At 75.0% G+C, this 19,681-nt stretch carries 16 protein-coding genes; 9 read left to right on the top strand and 7 right to left on the bottom strand.

The window, feature by feature from the left end:
* Positions 1-75: 75 nt before the first annotated feature.
* From I3F54_RS00925 to I3F54_RS00905, 5 genes are all read right to left on the bottom strand, one after another.
* Complete coding sequence (locus I3F54_RS00925; RefSeq protein ID WP_240116540.1) at positions 76-1,086, bottom strand: AraC family transcriptional regulator; 1,011 nt, start codon at positions 1,084-1,086, stop codon at positions 76-78.
* A gap of 4 nt (positions 1,087-1,090) precedes the next feature.
* Entirely contained in the window at positions 1,091-2,176 is a 1,086-nt protein-coding gene (locus I3F54_RS00920) for an NAD-dependent epimerase/dehydratase family protein (protein ID WP_240116539.1), read from the bottom strand.
* A 342-nt stretch (positions 2,177-2,518) separates the two neighbouring features.
* Positions 2,519-3,331 (bottom strand): ABC transporter ATP-binding protein, encoded by an 813-nt coding sequence (locus I3F54_RS00915; RefSeq protein WP_240116538.1) that lies wholly within the window; start codon positions 3,329-3,331, stop codon positions 2,519-2,521.
* 7 nt (positions 3,332-3,338) lie between these two features.
* Positions 3,339-4,433, bottom strand: coding sequence for an iron chelate uptake ABC transporter family permease subunit (locus I3F54_RS00910; RefSeq protein WP_240116749.1), 1,095 nt, complete (start codon positions 4,431-4,433; stop codon positions 3,339-3,341).
* A 173-nt stretch (positions 4,434-4,606) separates the two neighbouring features.
* Entirely contained in the window at positions 4,607-5,788 is a 1,182-nt protein-coding gene (locus I3F54_RS00905) for an iron ABC transporter permease (RefSeq protein ID WP_240116537.1), read from the bottom strand.
* Positions 5,789-5,959: 171 nt separating this feature from the next.
* Here I3F54_RS00905 and I3F54_RS00900 point away from each other — a divergent pair, with 171 nt between their 5' ends.
* From I3F54_RS00900 to I3F54_RS00860, 9 genes are all read left to right on the top strand, one after another.
* The gene (locus I3F54_RS00900; protein ID WP_240116536.1) at positions 5,960-6,958 is read left to right on the top strand and encodes an iron-siderophore ABC transporter substrate-binding protein; all 999 of its coding nucleotides are present in this window, start codon (positions 5,960-5,962) and stop codon (positions 6,956-6,958) included.
* A complete protein-coding gene (dhbA, locus tag I3F54_RS00895; protein WP_240116535.1) occupies positions 6,955-7,815 on the top strand; it encodes a 2,3-dihydro-2,3-dihydroxybenzoate dehydrogenase in 861 nt (286 codons plus the stop codon). Before I3F54_RS00900 ends, dhbA begins: the two co-directional genes overlap by 4 nt.
* Positions 7,816-7,898: 83 nt before the next feature.
* A complete protein-coding gene (locus tag I3F54_RS00890) occupies positions 7,899-9,116 on the top strand; it encodes an isochorismate synthase (protein WP_240116533.1) in 1,218 nt (405 codons plus the stop codon).
* A complete protein-coding gene (locus I3F54_RS00885; protein WP_240116532.1) occupies positions 9,113-10,798 on the top strand; it encodes a (2,3-dihydroxybenzoyl)adenylate synthase in 1,686 nt (561 codons plus the stop codon). Before I3F54_RS00890 ends, I3F54_RS00885 begins: the two co-directional genes overlap by 4 nt.
* 15 nt (positions 10,799-10,813) lie before the next feature.
* Positions 10,814-11,470, top strand: a complete 657-nt coding sequence (locus I3F54_RS00880; protein ID WP_240116531.1) for an isochorismatase family protein — start codon at positions 10,814-10,816, stop codon at positions 11,468-11,470.
* Positions 11,471-11,476: 6 nt separating this feature from the next.
* Complete coding sequence (locus I3F54_RS00875) at positions 11,477-11,707, top strand: phosphopantetheine-binding protein (RefSeq protein WP_240116530.1); 231 nt, start codon at positions 11,477-11,479, stop codon at positions 11,705-11,707.
* A complete protein-coding gene (locus I3F54_RS00870; RefSeq protein ID WP_275675551.1) occupies positions 11,704-15,678 on the top strand; it encodes an amino acid adenylation domain-containing protein in 3,975 nt (1,324 codons plus the stop codon). Before I3F54_RS00875 ends, I3F54_RS00870 begins: the two co-directional genes overlap by 4 nt.
* Positions 15,675-15,926 (top strand): MbtH family NRPS accessory protein, encoded by a 252-nt coding sequence (locus I3F54_RS00865; protein ID WP_240116529.1) that lies wholly within the window; start codon positions 15,675-15,677, stop codon positions 15,924-15,926. The genes I3F54_RS00870 and I3F54_RS00865 overlap by 4 nt, the downstream gene beginning before the upstream one ends.
* Positions 15,923-16,648 (top strand): 4'-phosphopantetheinyl transferase superfamily protein, encoded by a 726-nt coding sequence (locus I3F54_RS00860; RefSeq protein ID WP_240116527.1) that lies wholly within the window; start codon positions 15,923-15,925, stop codon positions 16,646-16,648. The genes I3F54_RS00865 and I3F54_RS00860 overlap by 4 nt, the downstream gene beginning before the upstream one ends.
* On the opposite strand, the gene fes is transcribed toward I3F54_RS00860, so the two are convergent.
* Both fes and I3F54_RS00850 read right to left on the bottom strand, forming a co-directional pair.
* Complete coding sequence (gene fes / locus I3F54_RS00855; RefSeq protein WP_240116525.1) at positions 16,573-17,976, bottom strand: enterochelin esterase; 1,404 nt, start codon at positions 17,974-17,976, stop codon at positions 16,573-16,575. The two genes, I3F54_RS00860 and fes, sit on opposite strands and share 76 nt — an antisense overlap.
* Before the next feature lie 284 nt (positions 17,977-18,260).
* Positions 18,261-19,460 (bottom strand): amidohydrolase, encoded by a 1,200-nt coding sequence (locus I3F54_RS00850; protein ID WP_240116524.1) that lies wholly within the window; start codon positions 19,458-19,460, stop codon positions 18,261-18,263.
* Between the last annotated feature and the right edge of the window lie 221 nt (positions 19,461-19,681).

Below are 19,681 nucleotides of genomic sequence, written 5' to 3'. Positions count from 1 at the left end.
GACGGACGCGCCGCAGGAAAGGACGTGCGGCCGGCTGCCGGGCCCGGTGGCTGCCCGACGGGGGCGTCGGGCAGATCAGCGCCGACCGCTGAGGGCGGGTCCGCTCACGTCGGAGCGCAGGCCGCGCGGCGTCTCACCCGTCCACTGGCGCAGGGCGCGGTGGAGCGACGTCAGCTCCCCGTACCCGATCAGGAACGCGATCTCGGTGTAGGAGAGGGAGGAGCGCCGCAGGTAGGCCCGGGCCATCCGCTCCCGGGTCTGCGCGAGGACCTTCTGGAACGACGTTCCTTCCGCACCCAGGCGGCGCTGCAGGGTGCGCGGGCTCGTCGCCAGCTCGGCCGCCACGTCGGCCAGGGTGCCCCGCCCCGCCGGCAGGCAGGTCAGCAGTGCGGTGTGCGTGCGCTCCGCCCACGTCGCGGACTCCTCCAGGTCGCGCAGGCGCCGGCGCAGGTCCGGTTCGACGTGTTCCCACATTCCGGTGTGCACGCCGGTCACGAACGGCCGGTGCATGTCGTTCGGGGAGAAGACCACTTCCGCGCGGTGGCCGCGGGTGAGGCGGACGCCGTCGAGGAATTCCGCCACGGCGGACTGGTCGTCGGGCGGCGCGGGCACCGTGATCCGCGCCGGACCCACCCGGACCCCCGTCGCCAGCCGGGCGAAGGCCACCCAGAAGAGCAGCTCGAACCGTTCCAGCACGGCGGGCGGCGTGAACGGGTCCCGCGGGCGCAGCGCGATCCTGAGGCCCGTATCGGTGCGCACGTCCAGCGTCACCGGATAGATGAGCCGCTTGTAGACGGCGATGCGTGCCGCCGCCTGGGCGAGGTCGCGGCTGGCCAGCCCGGCGAAGACGGGCGCGTCGAAGTGATCGGCCGACACCGCCGAGGCAGCCGCGACCGCCAGGTCGGGGCCGGTGTACAGGGCGTCGGCCGCCTCCCACAGCGCGAAGAACTCCTCGGCCCCGATCCGCGCCTGCGGACGCTCCGGGAGATCCGCGGGCAGACCGGCGTGCCGCAGTACCGCCGCAGGGTCCAGACCGAGAGCGGACAGGACGCGGCGCCAGCCCGCGGTGAGGGAGTAGGTCGACATCGGGCTACGCGCGGGCGGTGACCGCGCCCTGCTCGACGAACTGCTGGAACATGTCCTCCATCGACTCCTGGAGCGGCCGGTAGACCATGCCCAGCTCACGGCGGCTCTTGCCGTTGTCCGCGTGCCACTCCACGCCGACATTGCGGCTGACGAAGGTGCGGGAGAGCCCGGCGCTCGGCGCCGCGAGCCACACCAGCGGCTTGGGCAGAGCACGCCTGGGGATCGGGAAGCGGTCCCCGAAACGCGGGAGCAGGGCCCGGCCCAGTGCGAGGAGGTCGGCGTCGTGGCCGGAGAGGATGTGGCGGCCGTGGGCGTCGGGCAGGTACCCGGCGGCGATGTGCGCGCGGGCCAGGTCGCGGACGTCGACGACACCGAGCCCGGCACGGGGGGCGCCCCGGCGCAGGGTGCCGTCACCGAGCTGCCGGACGATCGAGAAGCTCTCCGAGGTGGGCTGCGCGTTGACCGAGGGCCCGATGACCAGGGACGGGTTGATGACGACCAGCCGCCACCGGTCCTGCGCGTCGGCGATGTCCCACGCGGCCCGCTCGGCCAACAGCTTGGAGTAGCTGTAGGGCTGGTAGTCCAGCGACGCGGTCGTGTTCCAGACGTCCTCGGTCAGCCGGCCGCCGGGAGCCTTGGCGCAGTCGGTGGCGTCGGTGTAGATCGCGGCGCAGGAGGACGTGAGCACGACCCGCTGCACGGAGGGGGTCGCGTTCGCGCTCTCCAGCACGGTGCGCGTGCCCAGGACGGCCGGGTCGATCAGCTCGCGCTGGGGATCGTCCACCTGGCTGGTGAACGGGGACGCCGTGTGGAACACGATGCGGCAGCCGGCCATCGCCTCGGCGTACGAGCCCTCCTCCAGCAGGTCCGCGGCGAAGAACCGGATGTCACCCGGCGCCTTCTCGGCGAAGTCGACGAGGTGCTCGATCTTGGCGGTGCTGCCCGGGTCGCGCACTGCGGCGTGCACCGTGACACCTGCGTCGAGGAGGCCCTTCACGAGCCACCCGGCGACGTACCCCGTCGCGCCGGTGACCAGGACGGGGGCGGAGGTGTCCACGGGGATGCCGGTCAGGTCCGGTTCTTGGTGCATGTCGCGACCCTACGGCGGTCTGTCCGAATTCTCTTGTCCGATCACGCCACCCCCGAAGCGGGCCGCGACGCCGTCCGGTCCCGGCCGCCGGCGGTGTTCGGGAGGCCGACGCCGTGGTCGTCGGGCTGCTGACGCTCCCGTGCTCCGGTCCGCCCCACGGCGTGCCGTGGTCCGCCCCGCTGTCCGGGCGCCCGCCCGGCCGTCGGCCGGTGCGCGACGCCCTCTGCGACCTGCCGGGGTCAGTGGTCCGGTCGGCAGACGGCGACACCCTGTGTGCGTGAGGTTCGGTGTGTGGCCGTGCGGCGGACGTCGTGTCGCCCTGGCACGTTCCGAGCCCGTGGGTCAGACGACCCGGGCGCGTGGGCGGGGGACGACCACCGGGGACGCGTCCGAGGGGGCGCGGAGGATGTCGGCGTCGATGCCGTAGAGGTCCTTCACCAGGGCCTCGTCGACGGTGTCGGCCGGGGCGCCCTGGGCGGTCACGCGGCCGTCCTTCATGGCGACGACGGTGTCCGCGTACCGAGCGGCGGCGGCGAGGTCGTGCTGGACCATCACCACGGTGCGTCCGGCCGCGGCCACCTCGCGGACCAGTTCCAGGACCTCGACCGCGTGGCCGAGGTCCAGCGCGCTGGTGGGCTCGTCCAGGAGGACGACCGGGGTCTGCTGCGCGAGCACCATGGCCAGCCAGCAGCGTTGCCGCTGACCACCGGAGAGCCGGTCGAGGCGCTCACCGGCCAGGCCGGCGGTGCCGGTGGCGTCCAGGGCCTCCCGTACGGCCTGTTCGTCGGCGCGCGACCACTGGCGGAGCAGGCCCTGGTGGGGGTGGCGGCCGTAGCGGACCAGGCCGGCCACGGTGATCGCCTCGGGGGCGCGCGGCGCCTGCGGGAGCAGGGCGATCCGGTGGGCGGCGCGGCGCTGTGTCAGTGACCAGACGTCCTCGCCCGCCGCACGGACGGTTCCGGAGTCGGGCCGGTGCAGGCGGGCGATGGTGCGCAACAGGGTGGATTTGCCGCAGCCGTTGGGGCCGACGACCGCGGCGACCCGCCCGGCGGGGACGGTCAGGTCGACGCCCCGGACGACGGGGCGGCCGGGGTAGCCGGCGTGCAGGGAGCGAACGTCCAGGCCCGGGCGGCCCGGCTGCGTCAGGTCGGTCACGGTGGGGTCAGGCCTTTCCGGTGGTGGTCCCGTCGGGGTCGGCGCGCAGCAGCACCCAGAGCAGGAACGGGCCGCCCAGGACGCTGGTGACGACACCGACGGGGAGTTCGACGGGGGCGACGACGCGGCCGAGGGCGTCGGCAGCGGTGATCAGTGCCGCGCCCACCAGGGCCGAGCCCAGGACGGGCACCCGGGTGGGTCCGGCCAGCCGCTGGGCGAGGACCGGAGCGGCCAGCGCGACGAACCCGATGGGGCCGCCGACGCCCACCGCGATGCCGGCCAGGGCGACCGCGAGAGCCAGCGCGGCGGCCCGTACCCGGCGCAGGTCGGCGCCGAGGGCGGCGGCCACGTCGTCGTCGAAGCGCAGGAGCTGGAGGCGGTGACCGACGGCCAGGGCGAACGGCAGCAGCACGATCAGGGCGATCAGCAGCGGTGTCCCGACGGTCCAGTCGCGGCCGTTGAGGCTGCCGACGGCCCAGAGGAAGACGCCACCGGCGGTGTTGTCGTTCTCCCGGGACATGATGAGGTCACCGGCCGCACCGATGAAGGTGGAGACGCCGATGCCGACGACCAGGACGCGGTAGCCGGCGGTGCCCGCGCCGCCCGCGCACAGCACGACGAGCACGGCGGCGCCGACGGCGCCGAGCGGGCCGAGCCACCAGGCGCCGACCATGCCGGTGGACGATCCGGCGGCGGTGGCGACGACGACCGCCGTGGCACCGTCGTTGACACCGATCAGGTCGGGGGTGGCGAGACGGTTCCCGGCGAGGGCCTGGGTCAGGCAGCCGGCGATGCCGAGACAGGCGCCGACCATGACGCCGACGCAGATCCTGGGCAGCCGGAAGTCCCGCACGATCATCGTGGCTCCCGGGTCGCCCGTGCCGAGCAGCCCGGAGACCGTGTCGGCCAGGCTCATGCCGGTCGAACTCGCCAGCGTGGCGAGGACGGTGAGGACGGCGATCAGCGGCAGCAGCAGTGCGGCGGCGAGGGCGCCGCGCCGCGGGAAGAGCCAGGAGAGCGTGCCGCGCCGCAGAACGGTGCTGTCCGGGGGCGTGATGCCGATCGCCCCCCGGCCGGGGGGCGGGGCGGGGGGCGGGGACATCGGCCGGGGGGAGAAGGCGGCCGACGTTCCGGAGGGCGGGGACTCCGGGCCGGGGGAGGAGGGCGACGTGCCGGTGCCCGTGGGGGCGTGCGCAACGGGGGAGGTGGTGCGACCGGGTGCGGTCCTCGGTGCCGCGGCGGGACTCTCCGGCATCCCGTGCGGTGTCACGTCCGTCATGCGGTGGCTCCTGCGGTGGACAGGCGGGAGGAACGGGCGATCCAGACCAGCAGCGGGCCGCCGACGAAGGCGAGGAGCACGCTGACCGGGGTCTCCCAGGGGCGGATGACGATCCGGGCGAGGATGTCCGCGGCGAGCATGACGTCCGTGCCGACCACCGCGGAGAGCAGGAGCTGGGCGGTCATGCGGGGCCCCGTCAGGGCACGGGCCGCGTACGGCGCGAGAAGTCCGAGGAAGGCGATCGGCCCGGCGACGGCGACCGCACACCCGGCGAGCAGGGAGACGGCCGCCGCGGTCACCAACCGGGTGCGGCCGGGACGGTGGCCCAGGGACCGGGCGCTGTCGTCGCCGAGTGCGAGGGCGGACAGCGGGCGCGCGGTCAGCAGCGCGAGGAGGAGTCCGGCGCCGGCCAGCGGCAGCAGCGGGAGCAGGCCTTCGGTGGTGGTTCCGGCGAGGGAGCCGATGGTCCAGTAGCGGTAGGTGTCGAAGGTCGACCGGGTGCCGAGCAGTACCGAGGAGGTCAGGCCGTGGAAGGTGGCGCCGAGCGCCGAGCCGGCGAGCACCAGGCGCAGGGGTGAGCCCGCGGTGCGTCCGGCGCTCGCCAGGAGCAGGACGGCCGCGCTGGCCGCCATGCCACCGAGCAGCGCCCACATCAGCAGGCCCTCGGGGGAGCCGACGCCGAAGAAGGTGAGTCCGACGACGACCGCGAAGGCGGCGCCGGAGTTGACGCCGAGCAGCCCGGTCTCCGCCAGCGGATTGCGCGTGGCGGCCTGAAGGAGGCAGCCGGCCGTTCCGAGGCAGGCGCCGACCAGGAGCCCGGCCAGGGTCCGCGGCAGGCGCAGGTCCACGACGGCGAGGCGCAGTTGGGCGTCGGCCCGGGCGCCCGGGTCGCCGAGCAGGTAGGCCCAGGCGCGGGCGGGTGAACTGGAGCCGGTGCCGATCAGCAGGGACAGCAGCCCCAGCACCGGCAGCAGGACGAGGACGCCGGCGACGGCCCACGGGGTGAGTCGCCCTGGCGCCCGTCCGAGCGGAGACGGCGGTCCCCCTGGTGCGTCGGGCTCCGCCGGGGCTTCGGGGGTGTCCGGAGCGCCCGGAGCCCCCGTCGCGGATCCGGCCGCGGGGCCGCTCGTCCGGCCGGGCCCGCTCCCTTCCACCCCGCCCCCTTGCACAGTCAACATACGGTTAGCCTAACCTAAGTTTTGCTTCCCTCGGTGGGGCGCCCTGGTGGCGCACGCCTGCCGAAAGGCCGTCAAGGTCCCTGTGGTCGTGGATCGCAGAGGTGCTGCCGCAACGAAGAAGCGCGCTGCCCGACCACCGGACCCATGCAGAGAAACAGGAAAAGGCACGCCATGGTGATGAACCACCCATCTCGCCCGAACCGCTTCACCCGCCCCGCTCTGGCGGCTGTGACGCTGACCGCCGCCGCGCTGTCCCTGACCGCCTGCGGCTCCTCGGGCGGCGCGTCAGGGAGCGGTGAGCCCGCGGCGACGGGCACGGCGACGGGCACGGTGACGGTCACCGATGCCACCGGCACGGCGGTGAAGGTGCCGGAGCACCCCCGGCGGGTGCTCACGCTGAGCGAGATGGACCTCGACTCGGCACTCGCCCTCGGGGTGAAGCCGGTCGGCCTGACCGCGGGCCGCGGCCAGCAGGGCGCACCCGCCTACCTCGCCGAACAGGCGGCCGGTATACCGGTGGTGGGCGCGGTCACCGGCCCGGACATCGAGAAGGTGGTCCGCGCCAGGCCGGACGTCATCCTGGCCGGGCAGACGGCCGACGAGCAGGTCCTCCAGCAGTTGCGCCGGATCGCGCCGACCGTCGTCACCCTCGACGGCAGCAAGAACTGGAAGACCTCCCTCCAGCTCACCGGCAAGGCGCTGGGCAGGACCAACGAGGCCAAGGCCTTCCTCGCCGACTACGACGGGAAGACCGCGGCCCTGAAGAAGGATCTCGGCAGCCGGGCCGGCGCGTCGGTGTCCGTGGCCCGGTACTCGGCCAAGGGCACCGCGGTGATGCAGCAGGGCGTGTTCATCTCCGACGTCCTGAAGGACCTCGGCTTCAAGCGGCCGGGCATCCAGAACGACAAGGGCGAGGGCCACTCCACCCCGATCAGCGACGAGAACCTCTCCGAGATCGACGGCGACTGGCTGTTCATCGGCACCCTCGCCTCCGGCGGCAAGGACGCCGGGCTGCTCGACCAGCTGGCCGAGAAGCCCGCGTACCGGCAGCTGAAGGCCGTCAGGTCCGGTCAGGCCGTGCAGATCGACGGTTCGATGTGGACCAGCCTCGGGGGCGCCCAGGCCGCCCTGAAGGTGCTCGGCGACATCCGCGAGGCGATGGTCAAGTGACCCTCTCACCAACGGAGTTCACCGGCCGGAACGCCCTGGTGACCGGGGCCGGCAGGGGCATCGGGGAGGCCGTCGTGCGGGCGCTGGCCGACCGCGGCGCCCGGGTCCTGGCCACCGACCTCCACGCCGACGGCGTCCGCCGCCTCGCCGGGGAGGACCCCGGGGACCCGCGGCGGCACCGCGACGGCGAGCGCCGCGGGCCCGACGACGGCGGACCGGGCGGACCCCGGGAACGGGTCGTCGCCCGCGCCCTCGACGTACGGGACCCGGCGGCCGTCGAGGCCGCCGTGGCCGAGGCCGAGGACACCCTGGGCCCGCTCGACATCGCCGTCAACGTCGCCGGCGTCCTGCACTCCGCCCCGGTCACCGGCACGACCGACGACGTGTGGGCCGACACCTTCGCCGTCAACACCACCGGCGTCTTCCACGTCTCACGGGCCGCCGCGCGGCGGATGGCCGCCCGCGGCGGCGGCAGCATCGTCACCGTCGCGTCCAACGCGGCGGGCATCCCGCGCGCCGGACTGTCCGCCTACGCGGCGTCCAAGGCGGCGGCCGTGATGTTCACCAAGTGCCTCGGCCTGGAAGTGGCCGCGCACGGCGTGCGGTGCAACACCGTCTCGCCCGGCTCGACCCTCACCGACATGCAGCGGGCGCTGTGGACCGGCGACGACGAGGAAGCGGCGGCGCGCCGGGTGATCGAGGGCGACCTCGCCGCCCACCGCACCGGCATTCCGCTCGGCCGGATCGCCGACCCGGCGGACATCGCCGACGCCGTGGTCTTCCTCGCCTCGGACCGGGCCCGCCACATCACCATGCACGACCTCTACGTCGACGGCGGCGCCACCCTGCGGGCCTGACCCCCGCACCCGCCCCGCTTCGCACCCCCCGCCCCCGACTTCCGTCGCCCCACGCCCCGCGCCGGACGGACCCGGAGAACCTCATGACCACCTCTGTGCACGAACCGCCCCCGCCGGCCCCTGCCGTCCTGCCCGGTGCCGCCGGCGCGCTGCTGCGCGCCTACCGGCCGGGCGGGCACCGGTTCCTCGCCACCCCCCACCGCACCCTGCTCGGCACCGGCACGGCCGCCGAGGTCCCCCACGGCACGGGACCGCTGGGGGAACGGGTGCGGGCCGTGCTCGCCGAGCAGACCGCACACCGTCGCCGCACCGACGGCGCCGGAGCCCCTGTCCCGCTGGTCATGGGCGCGGTCCCGTTCGACAGGGACGCCCCCGCCGCACTCGCCGTACCGAGAAGCCTGCGCCGGGCTCCGGCCCTGCGTGAGGACCCGTCGGCCGTTCTCCCCGCCGGCGAGGGCGCCCCGCACCCCTGGCAGGTGCGCGAGGTGCCGTCGGCCGCCGTGTACCGTCAGGCGGTCGCCGCCGCGGTGGAGCGCATGCGGGCCGGGGAGTTCGACAAGGTCGTCCTCGCCCGCACCCTGGAACTGACCTCCGCCACGGCACCCGACCTGGCGGCGATGCTGCGCCGCCTGGCCCGGCGCGACCCCGCCGGATACACCTTCGCGGTCCCCGCCGGCCCCGGCCGCACCCTGGTCGGCGCCAGCCCGGAGCTGCTGGTGGCGCGTACCGGGGGGCTGCTCACCGCCAACCCGCTGGCCGGTTCCGCGCCCCGCAGCGCCGACCTCGCCGACGACGTCCGGCGCGCCGCCGCGCTGCTGCAGTCGGAGAAGGACCTGCACGAGCACGCCGTGGTGGTGGACGCCGTACGGCGGGCGCTGGAGCCGTACTGCACCCGCCTGGAGGTCCCCGGGCGGCCGACCCTGGTCCGCACGGCCGCCATGTGGCACCTGTCGACCACCGTCACCGGTGAACTCGCCGACCCGGCCACCACCGCCCTCGACCTGGCGTCCGCACTGCACCCGACCCCCGCGGTGTGCGGCACCCCGACCGATGTGGCGCGGGAGGTCATCGCCGCCTCCGAGCCCTTCGACCGCGGCGCCTACACCGGGATGGTCGGCTGGCAGGACGCGTGCGGCGACGGCGAGTGGGTCGTGACCATCCGCTGCGCCGAGGCCGAGGGCAACCGGCTGCGCCTGTTCGCCGGCGCCGGGGTCGTGGCCGCCTCCTCGCCGCAGGCGGAGACCGACGAGACCGCCGCCAAGTTCCGCACCTTCCTCGACGCCGTGGGAGCCGCACTGTGACCACGGACAGCCCGTCCTCCGCCACCACCCCCGGTACGGACGCCCCCACCTGGCCGGCCGAGTTCGCCGAGCGCTACCGCGCGGCCGGGTACTGGAGCGGCGAGACGTTCGGCGGGTTCCTGCGCGAGCGGGCCACGGAACACCCGCACCGGATCGCCCTGATCGATCCGGCGCCCGACCGGCGCACCTGGACCTACCGGCAGCTCGACGAGCGCGTCGACCGGCTGGCAGCGGGCTTCCGGGCCCGCGGCATCACCAGGGGCGACCGCGTCGTCCTGCAACTGCCGAACATCGGCGAACTGGTCGAGGTGGCGTTCGCGCTGTTCCGGATCGGCGCGCTGCCCGTGTACGCGCTCCCCGCGCACCGGCAGTCCGAGATCGCCTACTTCTGCTCCTTCACCGAGGCCGCCGCCTACGTGATCCCGGACCGGCACGCCGGCTTCGACCACCGCGAACTCGCCGCCCAGGTGCGCAGGACGACGCCGACACTGCGGCACGTGTTCGTGGTCGGGGACCCGGGCGAGCACACACCCCTCACCGACGTGCCGTGCGACCCGCCCGCCGCCGGCGCGGAGCCGCGGCGGCCCGAACCGCACGAACTCGCCTTCCTCCAGCTGTCCGGGGGCACCACGGGCGTGCCCAAGCTGATCCCGCGCACCCATGACGACTACCTCTACTCCCTGCGCGGCTCCAACGGGATCTGCGGCGTCGACGCGGACACCCGGTTCCTGGTGGTGCTGCCCGCCGCGCACAACTTCCCCGCCAGCTCCCCGGGCTGGCTGGGCACGCTGTACGCGGGCGGCACCGTGGTGATGTGCCCGTCGCCCGATCCGGCAACCGCCTTCCCCCTGATCGAACGGGAGCGGATCACCATGACCGGCCTGGTGCCGCCGCTCGCCCTGGTGTGGACCGACACCGCCGCCGGGGCGGACCGGGACCTGTCCAGTCTGCGGCTGGTCCTGGTGGGAGGCGCCAAGTACAGCGAGGCGGCGGCACGGCGCCTCCAGCCCGCCCTGGGCTGCCGGCTGATGCAGGTCTTCGGCATGGCCGAGGGGCTGGTCAACTACACGCGCCTGGACGACCCGTACGAGACGGTGGTCACCACCCAGGGCCTGCCGATCTCCCCCGACGACGAGATACGCATCGCCGACGACCGCGACGAGGACGTCCCCGAGGGCGCGTTCGGGCACCTGCTGACCCGGGGCCCGTACACCATCCGCGGCTACTGGCGGGCCCCCGAGCACAACGCCCGCTCGTTCACCGAGGACGGCTTCTACCGCACCGGGGACATCGTGCGCCGCACCCCGACCGGGCACCTGGTGGTCGAGGGCCGGGCGAAGGACCAGATCAACCGCGGCGGGGAGAAGATCGCCCCGGAGGAGGTGGAGAACGCCGTCCTGCGCCACCCCTGGGTGCACGACGTCTGCGTGGTCGCGGTCCCCGACGCCTACCTGGGCGAACGCACCCTCGCCTACGTGATCCCACGCCCCGACGCGGGGCCGCTGAAGCCGGTGACGATCAAACGCTTCGTCCGCGAACAGGGCCTGGCCGCCTACAAGGTGCCCGACCAGGTCCGCTTCGTCGACGCGTTCCCCCACACCGGTGTCGGCAAGGTCAGCAAGAACGGGCTGCGGTCGGCCGCCACCGAGACGGCCGCCGCACACCCCACCGAGCAGCACTGAAAGGCCCCCACCACCATGGCACTTCCCGCCATCTGCGGCTATCCGCCGCCCACCGCCGGCGAGTTGCCGGAGAACCGGGTCACATGGGTCCCGGACCCGTCCCGCGCGGTGCTGCTCGTGCACGACCTGCAGCAGCACTTCCTGGACGCCTTCCCCACCGGCGAGCAGCCCCTGAGCGGGATGCTCCGCAACACGGCCCGGCTGATCGGAGCGGCCCGCGCGGCCGGTGCGCCGGTCGTCTACTCGGTGCAGCGCGGCGGCCAGACCCCCGCCGAACGCGGCCTGCAACTCGACTTCTGGGGACCGGGCGTCGCCGACGACCCGCGCGCGCTCGCGATCCCGGACGCGGTGGCCCCCGCACCCGGGGACACCCTGCTCACCAAATGGAAGTACAGCGCCTTCGTCCGCACGGAACTCGCCGGACGGATGGCCGCCTGGGGGCGCGACGAACTGATCGTCACCGGCGTGTACGCGCACATCGGCGTACTGATGAGCGCGGCGGACGCCTGGATGCGGGACATCCGCGCCTTCGTGGCCGCCGACGCCGTCGCCGACTTCTCCCGCGAGGACCACGACATGGCGCTGCGCTGGGCGGCCGGCCGCTGCGCCCGGGTCGACACCACCGACGCACTCACCGACGCGCTGAAGGGCGCACTCACCAAGGAGACCTGAGCAGCCATGGCACTCACCATCGAGCAGATCCGCCACGATGTCGCCGACTGCCTCGGCGAGGACCCCGCGGACGTACCCGTCGACGAGAACCTGGTCGACCACGGCCTGGACTCGGTCCGCATCATGTCCCTGCTGGAACGCTGGCGGCGCGACCACGGCGTCGCCGCCGACTTCGCCGACCTCGCCGAGCGGCCCGCCATCGAGGCGTGGGCGCCCCTGCTGGGGGCCGCCTCATGACCCTCGCACCGATCGGCGACACCACCGCCGCGCCCACCGACACCGGTCCCCGGCACGGGGCCGCAGACCGCGGACTGCCGCTCACCGCGGCCCAGTCGGGCATGTGGTACCTACAGGCCCTGGACCCCGACAGCCCCGCGCTGAACACCGCGCAGTGCCTGGAGATCCACGGCCCGCTGGACACCACCCTGTTCACCCGCGCCGTGCGGCAGGTGACCGACGAGGCGGACGCGCTCCGGGTCCGCGTCGCCGACCTGGCCGACGGGCCCCGCCAGTTCCCCTGCCGGTGGCCCGACCCGCCCCTGGAGGTGCGGGACCTGCGCGGCCGTCCGGACGCCGACCGGCAGGCCGAGGCGTGGATGGACGCGGACCTGGCCGTCCCCTTCGACCTCGCCGCCGGCCCGCTGTTCCGGTACGTCCTGTTCCGTACCGGCGAACAGCGGTGGCTGTACTACCAGCGGATCCACCACCTCGTCATGGACGGGTACGGCTACATGCTGCTGATGCGCCGCACCGCCGAGGTGTACACCGCGCTGGCCGAGGGCCGCCCACCCGCCCCGCGCCCCTTCGGCACCCTGGACCGGCTGCTCGCCCAGGACGCCGAGTACCGTGCGGGCGACGCGCGCGCCGCGGACGCCGCCCACTGGCGCGAGCTGCTCGCCGACCGTCCGGAGGCCCCGCTGCTCGCCGGCCGGTCCGCGCTGCCCTCCCGGTCGTTCCACCGCCGCAGCGCCCATCTGGACGGGCAGGAGGCGGCCCGGCTGCGCGAGCTGGCCGCCGGACTGCGTGCCACCTGGCCCGAGGTGCTGATCGCCGCCCAGGCGCTGTACACCTCCCGGGCCACCGCGCGCCGGGACGTGGTGCTGGGCCTGCCGATGATGAGCCGGATGGGCTCGGACGCCCTGCGGATCCCCGGCATGGTGATGAACGTGCTGCCCCTGCGGCTCGCGGTGGACCCGGAGGCCACCTTCGCCGAACTGGTCCGCCAGGTGGTCCTGGCCGTCCGTGCCGTCCGCCGTCACCAGCGGTACCGCTACGAGGACATCCGCCGCGACCTGGGCCTGCTCGGCGCGGGCCGGGCCCTGCTGGGGCCGCTGGTCAACGTGATGCCCTTCGACTTCGGCGCCGACTTCGCGGGCTCCCCGGCGCTGGCCCGCAGCCTGTCCTCCGGCCCGGTGGAGGACCTCACCGTCAACGTGTACGACCTCGGCGGGGAGCGGGGGCTGCGCATCGACCACGACGCCAACCCGGCTCTCCACGAGGACGCCGAGGTCGCCCTCCACCAGGACCGCTTCCTGTCCCTGCTGACCCGCCTCACCCGGACCGATCCGCACCTGCCGACGGCCGTGCACGGCGTCGCCCTGCCCGCCGAGCGGGCCCAGCTCCTGGACGCCCTCGACGACACCACCCGGGAACTGCCGGGCACCACCCTGATCGGCCCGATCGAGGCACAGGCGAACCGCACCCCGGACGCCCCGGCCCTGGTGTTCGGCGACAGCGTGCTGAGCTACGCCGAACTGAACGGCCGGGCCAACCGGCTGGCCCGCCACCTGATCTCGCTGGGCGCCCGTCCGGGCACCGTCGTCGCGGTCGCCGTGCCCCGCTCGGCGGAGCTGCCGGTCGCCCTGCTCGGAGTACTCAAGTCCGGTGCCGCGTACCTGCCGCTGGACCCGGACTACCCGGACGAACGCCTGGCCCACATGCTCACGGACGCCGCGCCCGTCTGCGCGGTCACCGACCGGGCGGGCCGGCTGCCGGAGACCACCCGAACGCCCCTGGCCGTGCTGGACGGGCTCGACCTCGACGGGTACCTGCCCACCAACCCGGCCCGCGCGCTCACCCCGTCGCACCCCGCGTACGTCATCTACACCTCCGGCTCGACCGGCCGGCCCAAGGGCGTCGTCGTCCCGCACGCCGCCATCGACAACCGGCTGCGCTGGATGCAGGGCACGTACCGGCTCACCCCCGGCGAGCGGGTGCTGCAGAAGACGCCGTCCTCGTTCGACGTGTCGGTGTGGGAGTTCTTCTGGCCGTTGCGGGTGGGCGCCACCCTCGTGGTCGCCGAGCCTGGCGGACACCGGGACCCGGCCTACCTGGCCCGGCTGATCCGCGAACAGGCGGTCACCACCTGCCACTTCGTGCCCTCCATGCTCCAGATGTTCCTCGCCGACCCGGCCGTCGCGGGCGGCGGCGTCCCTTCGGACAGTGCCCAGGGCGGTCTCGGCGGCCTGCGCCGGGTGTTCTGCAGCGGCGAGGCGCTCCCCCGGGACACCGCGCACACCTTCGCCCGCGTCCTGCCCGGAGTGGAGCTGCACAACCTGTACGGGCCGACCGAGGCGGCCGTCGACGTCACCCACCACGCCTGCCGGCCGGAGCACGACGGACCGGTGCCGATCGGCGCACCGGTGTGGAACACCCGTCTGTACGTCCTGGACGCCGCCCTCCAGCTCTGTCCGCCCGGCGTCCCCGGTGAGCTCTATCTCGCCGGTGCCCAGCTCGCCGACGGCTACCTGGGCCGTGCCGAGCTGACCGCCGCACGGTTCGTGGCCGACCCCTTCGGCCCGCCCGGCAGCCGGATGTACCGCACCGGAGACCTGGCGCGCTGGACACCCGAGGGCGAGGTCGAGTACCTCGGCCGCACCGACCACCAGGTCAAGCTGCGCGGCCAGCGGATCGAACCGGGCGAGATCGAGGCCGCACTGAGCGCGCGGGACGGGGTGGACGGCGCCGTCGTGCTGGTCCGCGAGGACCGGCCGGGCGACCAGCGGCTGATCGGCTACATCACCGGCGACGCCGACCCTGCCGCCGTCCGCAGGGCCCTGACCGGGACCCTGCCGGAGCACATGGTCCCGGCGGCCGTGGTCCGGCTGGACTCCTTCCCGCTCAGCCCCAACGGCAAGCTGGACCGGCGTGCGCTGCCCGCCCCGGTGTTCGCGAGCGCCTCCAGGCGCCCGGCCACCGAGCGGGAGGCGGCGACGGCCCGGCTCTTCGCCGAGGTGCTCGGCCTGGAGGAGACCGGGCCCGACGACGCCTTCTTCGACCTGGGAGGCACCTCCCTGCTCGCGGTCCACCTGGTGGCCCGGGTCAGGGAGGAGTTCGGCGTCGAACTGACCGTCGGCTCGCTCTTCGCGGCGCCCACACCCGCCGCCCTGGCGGCCCGGATCGACGAGGCGGGCCCCGCCTCCCGGGACGCCCTGGGGACCGTACTCCCGCTGCGTGCCGAGGGCGACCGGCCACCGCTGTTCGCCTTCCACCCGGCGGGCGGCATCGCCTGGTGCTACGCGGGCCTTCCCGCCCGGCTCGGGCCGCGGCAGCCGGTGTACGGCGTCCAGGCGCCGGGACTGCTCGATCCGGCGCCGCTCCCGGACACCCTGGAGGAGACCGCTGCGCTGTACGTCCGGCACATCCGCCGTGTCCGGCCGTCCGGTCCGTACCGGTTGCTCGGCTGGTCGGTGGGCGGGGCGCTGGCGCACACCGTCGCCGTGCTGTTGCAGGAGGCGGGGGAGCGGGTCGACCTGCTGGCCCTGCTCGACGCCTTCCCGGCCGAGCAGTGGCGGGACCGGCCGGCACCGGAGGAGGGCGACGCGCTCACCGCCGTACTGCGGATGGCAGGCCTGGAACGGCGGGACGAGCGCAGCAGGGGCGACGTGGTGGCCTCGCTCAGCCGGGCGGGCAGCCCGCTGGCCGGGCTCCCCGGCCGGACGCTGTCCCGGATCGTCGACATCGTGCCGCACAACGCACGCCTGATGCGCGAGCACCACCACCGGCGCTACGACGGCGACATGGTGTTCTTCACCGCGGCGGCGCCCCGCAAGGAGGACTGGCTGACGTACGAGGCGTGGCGGCCCCATGCGGGCGGCCGGATCGTCAACGTCGACCTGGACTGCACCCATCCGCGGATGACACAGGACCGCCAACTCGACACCGTCGGCGCCGTCCTGGCGGCCCGGCTCAGGGAGATCGACGCATGAACCCCGGTGACCTCGCCCCCTTCGACCGGGCGACGCCCTACCTGGTGCTGGAGAACGATCGGGGCGCGCGGTCCCTGTGGCCGCAGTGGCGGCAGGTCCCGCCCGGCTGGACGCCCCGCTTCGGCCCCGCCGACCGCCAGGCCTGCGCGCACTGGCTGGAGACGGAGACGGAGACGGAGACGGAGAAAGAGACGGAGACGGCGGCAGAAGCGGAGTCGGTGCCGGGGACGGAGGCGTCCCCGGCGTGAGTGCCGTGTCCCGGGTGAGCGTGCCCGGAGCCGGGCCGGAAGGGCCAAAGGTGTGGGCCGTACGCCCGCCCGCCGCCGGCCCACGGAACGCGTCCACCCTGGACGCGGCGGAGCGCCGTCGTGCGGCGGCGCTCAGGCGGCCGGGCGACCGGGCGCTCTTCGCCGCCGCGCACACCGCCCTGCGGCAACTGCTCGGCGAGCGGCTGGACATGCGCCCGGCGGAGGTGCCGCTCACCCGCCTGCCCTGCCCCGGCTGCCGGGGACCGCACGGCCGGCCCGCCGTCGCGGGGGCGGCGGGCGAGCGGCTCCACTTCTCCCTCTCCCACTCGGGAGGGCTGGCTCTGATCGTGCTGGCGGACCGGCCGGTGGGGGTGGACGTCGAGCAACTGCCGCAGCCCCGTACGGCCATGGACGCGTCACGCGCCCTGCACCCCGTCGAGCAGCGGGAGCTGACGCGCCTGGCGGGCTCGGACCCCGCCGCGTGCGCCGTCGCCTTCGCCCGCTGCTGGACCCGCAAGGAGGCCTGCCTGAAGGCGACCGGCGAGGGCCTCGGGGGAGCGGGACCGCGCACCCTGCTCGTCGGCACCGGTCCCCGGCCGCGGGTGCCGGCGGGCTGGTGGGTCGCGGACGTACCGGTGCCCGCGGGCTACGCCGCGGCGTGCGCGCTGCCGGACAGCGCGGCCACCAGCGCGTCGGCCAGCTCGGCCCGCCAGCACAGGTAGTCGTGGCCGCCGTTGAACTCGCGGTGCACGGCGTCGTGGTAGCCGGCGGCGGTCAGGGCGGCCCGCAGCCGCCGGGCGGCGGGCAGGGCCACCCACTCCTGCTCGCCGAAGGCGAACCGGAAGCGCACCGGCACCCGTGCGGAGGCGGCCAGCGCGTCCGCGAACCATTCGGCGTGCGGGCCCGCGGGCCACCAGAAGGAGCCCGACTGGGCCAGCACGTGCCCGAACCGGTGCGGGGCCGTGAGTCCGGCGTAGGCCGCCATCAGCCCGCCCAGGCTCTGCCCGGCGATCACGGTGCGACCGGGGTCGCGGGTGAGCGGCAGGTGCTCCGCCGCCCACGGCAGCAGCTCGTCGGCGAGGAAGGAGACGTACTCCGGACGGCAGGTCAGCTCCCGGTACCGGGTGTCCGCGTCGACCGAGTCCGGCAGGACGGCGGCGACCGGCGGGATCAGGCCGTCGGCGATCAGGTTGTCGAGCAGGTGCGCCACACCGAGGTGGGGCCCCCAGTGGTCGCCGTCCAGGAGCACCAGCACGGGCAGTTCGCCCGGTCCACGCCGGGCGGGCTCGTACAGCCAGACCCGGCGGCCGGTACCGAGCGCCGTACTCGTCACCCGGTGCTCGCCCAGCGTGCCCCCCGCGGTACCGGGGCGGGGCACCCATGCGGACGCGCCGGGGGCGTCCGGGAGTTCGGCGTACGGCAGCGGACTGCCGCTCCAACGGCGGGGAAGGCGGCGTGGGTTGAACGGGTCGCTGCGGTGTCGGGCCCGCAGCCAGGGCCAGTAGGGGGCACTGCCCGGATCCGGGCGCCCGGCAGCCGTGCCGCCGCCGCCCTCGTGCCCCGCGGCTGCGCCCTTCGCGTTGTGAGCGTTGTCCGTGTTGTTGGCGTTGTTGGCGTTGTTGGCGTTGTTGGCGTTGTCTGCGTTGTCTGCGTCGGCTGTGTCGGCTGTGTCGTCGACGAGCAGGTCGTAGGTGCCGTGCCAGTCGCGGCGCAGGCGGACCGTCCAGTGCCAGACATCCGTGCCCGGTACCCGGTCCATGAGGTTGTCCTCGGGGGAGCGCGGGTCGCCGATCTTGTTGGGCATGACCTGGACGGCCCGGGTGGTGTGATCGCCGCGCCACAGGAAGGTGACCGCCGCGTGGTCCGGGTCTCCCCCGGGGTCCGGCCCGACCAGCGGAGTACCGGCACGGAGCACCCGCTCCCAGAACTCCGCCTCGTCCGCCGGGGACGGCAGGTCCACGGCGGCCCCGGAGAGCCGGGGCACCGGGTGCGGACGGGGCAGCCGGGGCGGTCGTCGCAGGGGGTCCGCGGGCAGCGCGGGCAGGGTCATGGGGCCTCCGAACAACGGGGGGCGGCGAACTTAGGGTCACCTTACCTTTCGTGTGGGTCGGGGTGCCCAGGCCGCGTGAGCGGCTGACCCTCCGCCGCGCGGGGCGGCCCGTTCCCCGGGTGGGTGCGCCCGGCCCCGGGCGACTTCCTGGAGCAATGCCCTTGCGTCCGAGGCGTGTCGTGACGCTCGCCACCGATCCGGCAAGCGCCTCGCCACCCCGCCGAACGTCCGCGAGGACGGGGCACCGCGCCCTGCCGGCTCCTCGCCGGCCGGCCGTCCCGGCGTCAGCCGGCGGCGCCGCCGCGCAGGCGCCGCCGATGCGCCCGCACGTAGTGGTCCCGCCGCTCGGCGTCACGGGCCAGGTCCACGCCCGTCCTGGCCAGCAGGCGCGCGGCGTCCAGCAGCGCGGTGTCCGCGGCCGGGGTGGTCATCTCGTCGGCGAACTCCGCGTGGTGCGGGGTCGCCCGGCAGCCGAGGACGCCGATGTGCGGGTGGATCGAGGGCAGCACGTGGCTGACGTTGCCCATGTCGGTGGAGGCGCTCACGCTGCCCGGCGGCACCGGCTCGGCGGCGCGGCCGAACTCCTTCAGATGACGCTCGTACGTCCCCAGCAGCCAGGGGTCCTGCCGCAGGTCGAGGTAGTCGGGCTGGGTGCGGCGGATGTCGGCCGTGGTCCCGGTGGCGATCGCGGCGCCCCGGAAGCAGTCCAGGACCCGTTCGGTGAGCGGGGCCAGTTCCCCGGCGGCGGGTGCCCGCACCTCGTACTCCAGGACGGCCCGCTCCGGGATCATGTTGGTGCGCTGCCCGGCTTCCCGGACGAACCCCGCGACCCGTGAGGCGGAGGTGATCTGCTGCCTCAGCAGGCCGACGGCGACCTGGGCGACGACCGCCGCGTCACCCGCGTTGAGCGCCTCGTGCGGGGACTTGGCCGAGTGTGCCGTGCGTCCCCGGAAGACCACCTCGAAGCGGGCGGCGGCGGTGGTGCGGTCGCCACCGAAGGTCAGGTCGGTGGGGCCCGGGTGCACCATCATCGCCACCGCGACATCGTCGAACGCCCCGCGCTCCAGCATCAGGACCTTGCCCCCGCCGTGCTCTTCGGCGGGCGTACCGAGGAGCTTCACCCGGAGGCCGAGACGGTCGGCCACGGCGGCCAGGCCGATTGCGGCACCCACGCCCGCGGCGGCGATCAGATTGTGCCCGCACGCGTGCCCCACCCCGGGAAGGGCGTCGTACTCCGCGCAGATCCCCACCGTGAGATCGCCCTCGCCCGCCGTCGCGGTCAGCGCCGTGGGCAGGTCGCAGACACCACGCTCGACGTCGAACCCGGCCTCCTGCAGGACCTCGGCCACCCGGGCCGCGGCCCCGTGCTCGGCGAACGCCGTCTCCGGCTCGGCGTGGACGGCCCGGCTCAGCGCCAGCAGCCGGGCGCTCCAGCGGCCGACGGCCCGGTCCGCGTGGTCGTACAAGAAGTCGTCGCTGGTCATGGCTCCCCTGTGCCGGCGTCGTCGTGGCCGGGCATGCGGCACGCGTCGGGCGCCGGCACCCCGTCTGGTCCCCCCGCCCGGGACGGTACCGTTCCGCGCCGGCGGCCCCGCCACCGGTGCCGCCGCGCCGACGGGGCGGATCCCCTCGTGGCCGCCCCCAGGATCCGTCGTGCGCCCGGCACCGGGCGTCCTCCGCGCACGTGCGGGGCCGCCCGGCGAGG

The organism is Streptomyces sp. MUM 2J (assembly GCF_022414535.1).
Classification (GTDB): Bacteria; Actinomycetota; Actinomycetes; order Streptomycetales; family Streptomycetaceae; genus Streptomyces.
This window is presented reverse-complemented; position numbering and strand designations above follow the sequence as displayed.

Bases quoted from the DNA above. Each gene is read 5' to 3' on its own strand.
- I3F54_RS00925 (WP_240116540.1), bottom strand. From the start codon at position 1,086: ATGTCGACCTACTCCCTCACCGCGGGCTGGCGCCGCGTCCTGTCCGCT.
- I3F54_RS00920 (WP_240116539.1), bottom strand. From the start codon at position 2,176: ATGCACCAAGAACCGGACCTGACCGGCATCCCCGTGGACACCTCCGCC.
- I3F54_RS00910 (WP_240116749.1), bottom strand. From the start codon at position 4,433: ATGTCCCCGCCCCCCGCCCCGCCCCCCGGCCGGGGGGCGATCGGCATC.
- I3F54_RS00905 (WP_240116537.1), bottom strand. From the start codon at position 5,788: ATGTTGACTGTGCAAGGGGGCGGGGTGGAAGGGAGCGGGCCCGGCCGG.
- I3F54_RS00900 (WP_240116536.1), top strand. From the start codon at position 5,960: ATGGTGATGAACCACCCATCTCGCCCGAACCGCTTCACCCGCCCCGCT.
- I3F54_RS00890 (WP_240116533.1), top strand. From the start codon at position 7,899: ATGACCACCTCTGTGCACGAACCGCCCCCGCCGGCCCCTGCCGTCCTG.
- I3F54_RS00880 (WP_240116531.1), top strand. From the start codon at position 10,814: ATGGCACTTCCCGCCATCTGCGGCTATCCGCCGCCCACCGCCGGCGAG.
- I3F54_RS00875 (WP_240116530.1), top strand. From the start codon at position 11,477: ATGGCACTCACCATCGAGCAGATCCGCCACGATGTCGCCGACTGCCTC.
- I3F54_RS00870 (WP_275675551.1), top strand. From the start codon at position 11,704: ATGACCCTCGCACCGATCGGCGACACCACCGCCGCGCCCACCGACACC.
- I3F54_RS00865 (WP_240116529.1), top strand. From the start codon at position 15,675: ATGAACCCCGGTGACCTCGCCCCCTTCGACCGGGCGACGCCCTACCTG.
- fes (WP_240116525.1), bottom strand. From the start codon at position 17,976: ATGACCCTGCCCGCGCTGCCCGCGGACCCCCTGCGACGACCGCCCCGG.
- I3F54_RS00850 (WP_240116524.1), bottom strand. From the start codon at position 19,460: ATGACCAGCGACGACTTCTTGTACGACCACGCGGACCGGGCCGTCGGC.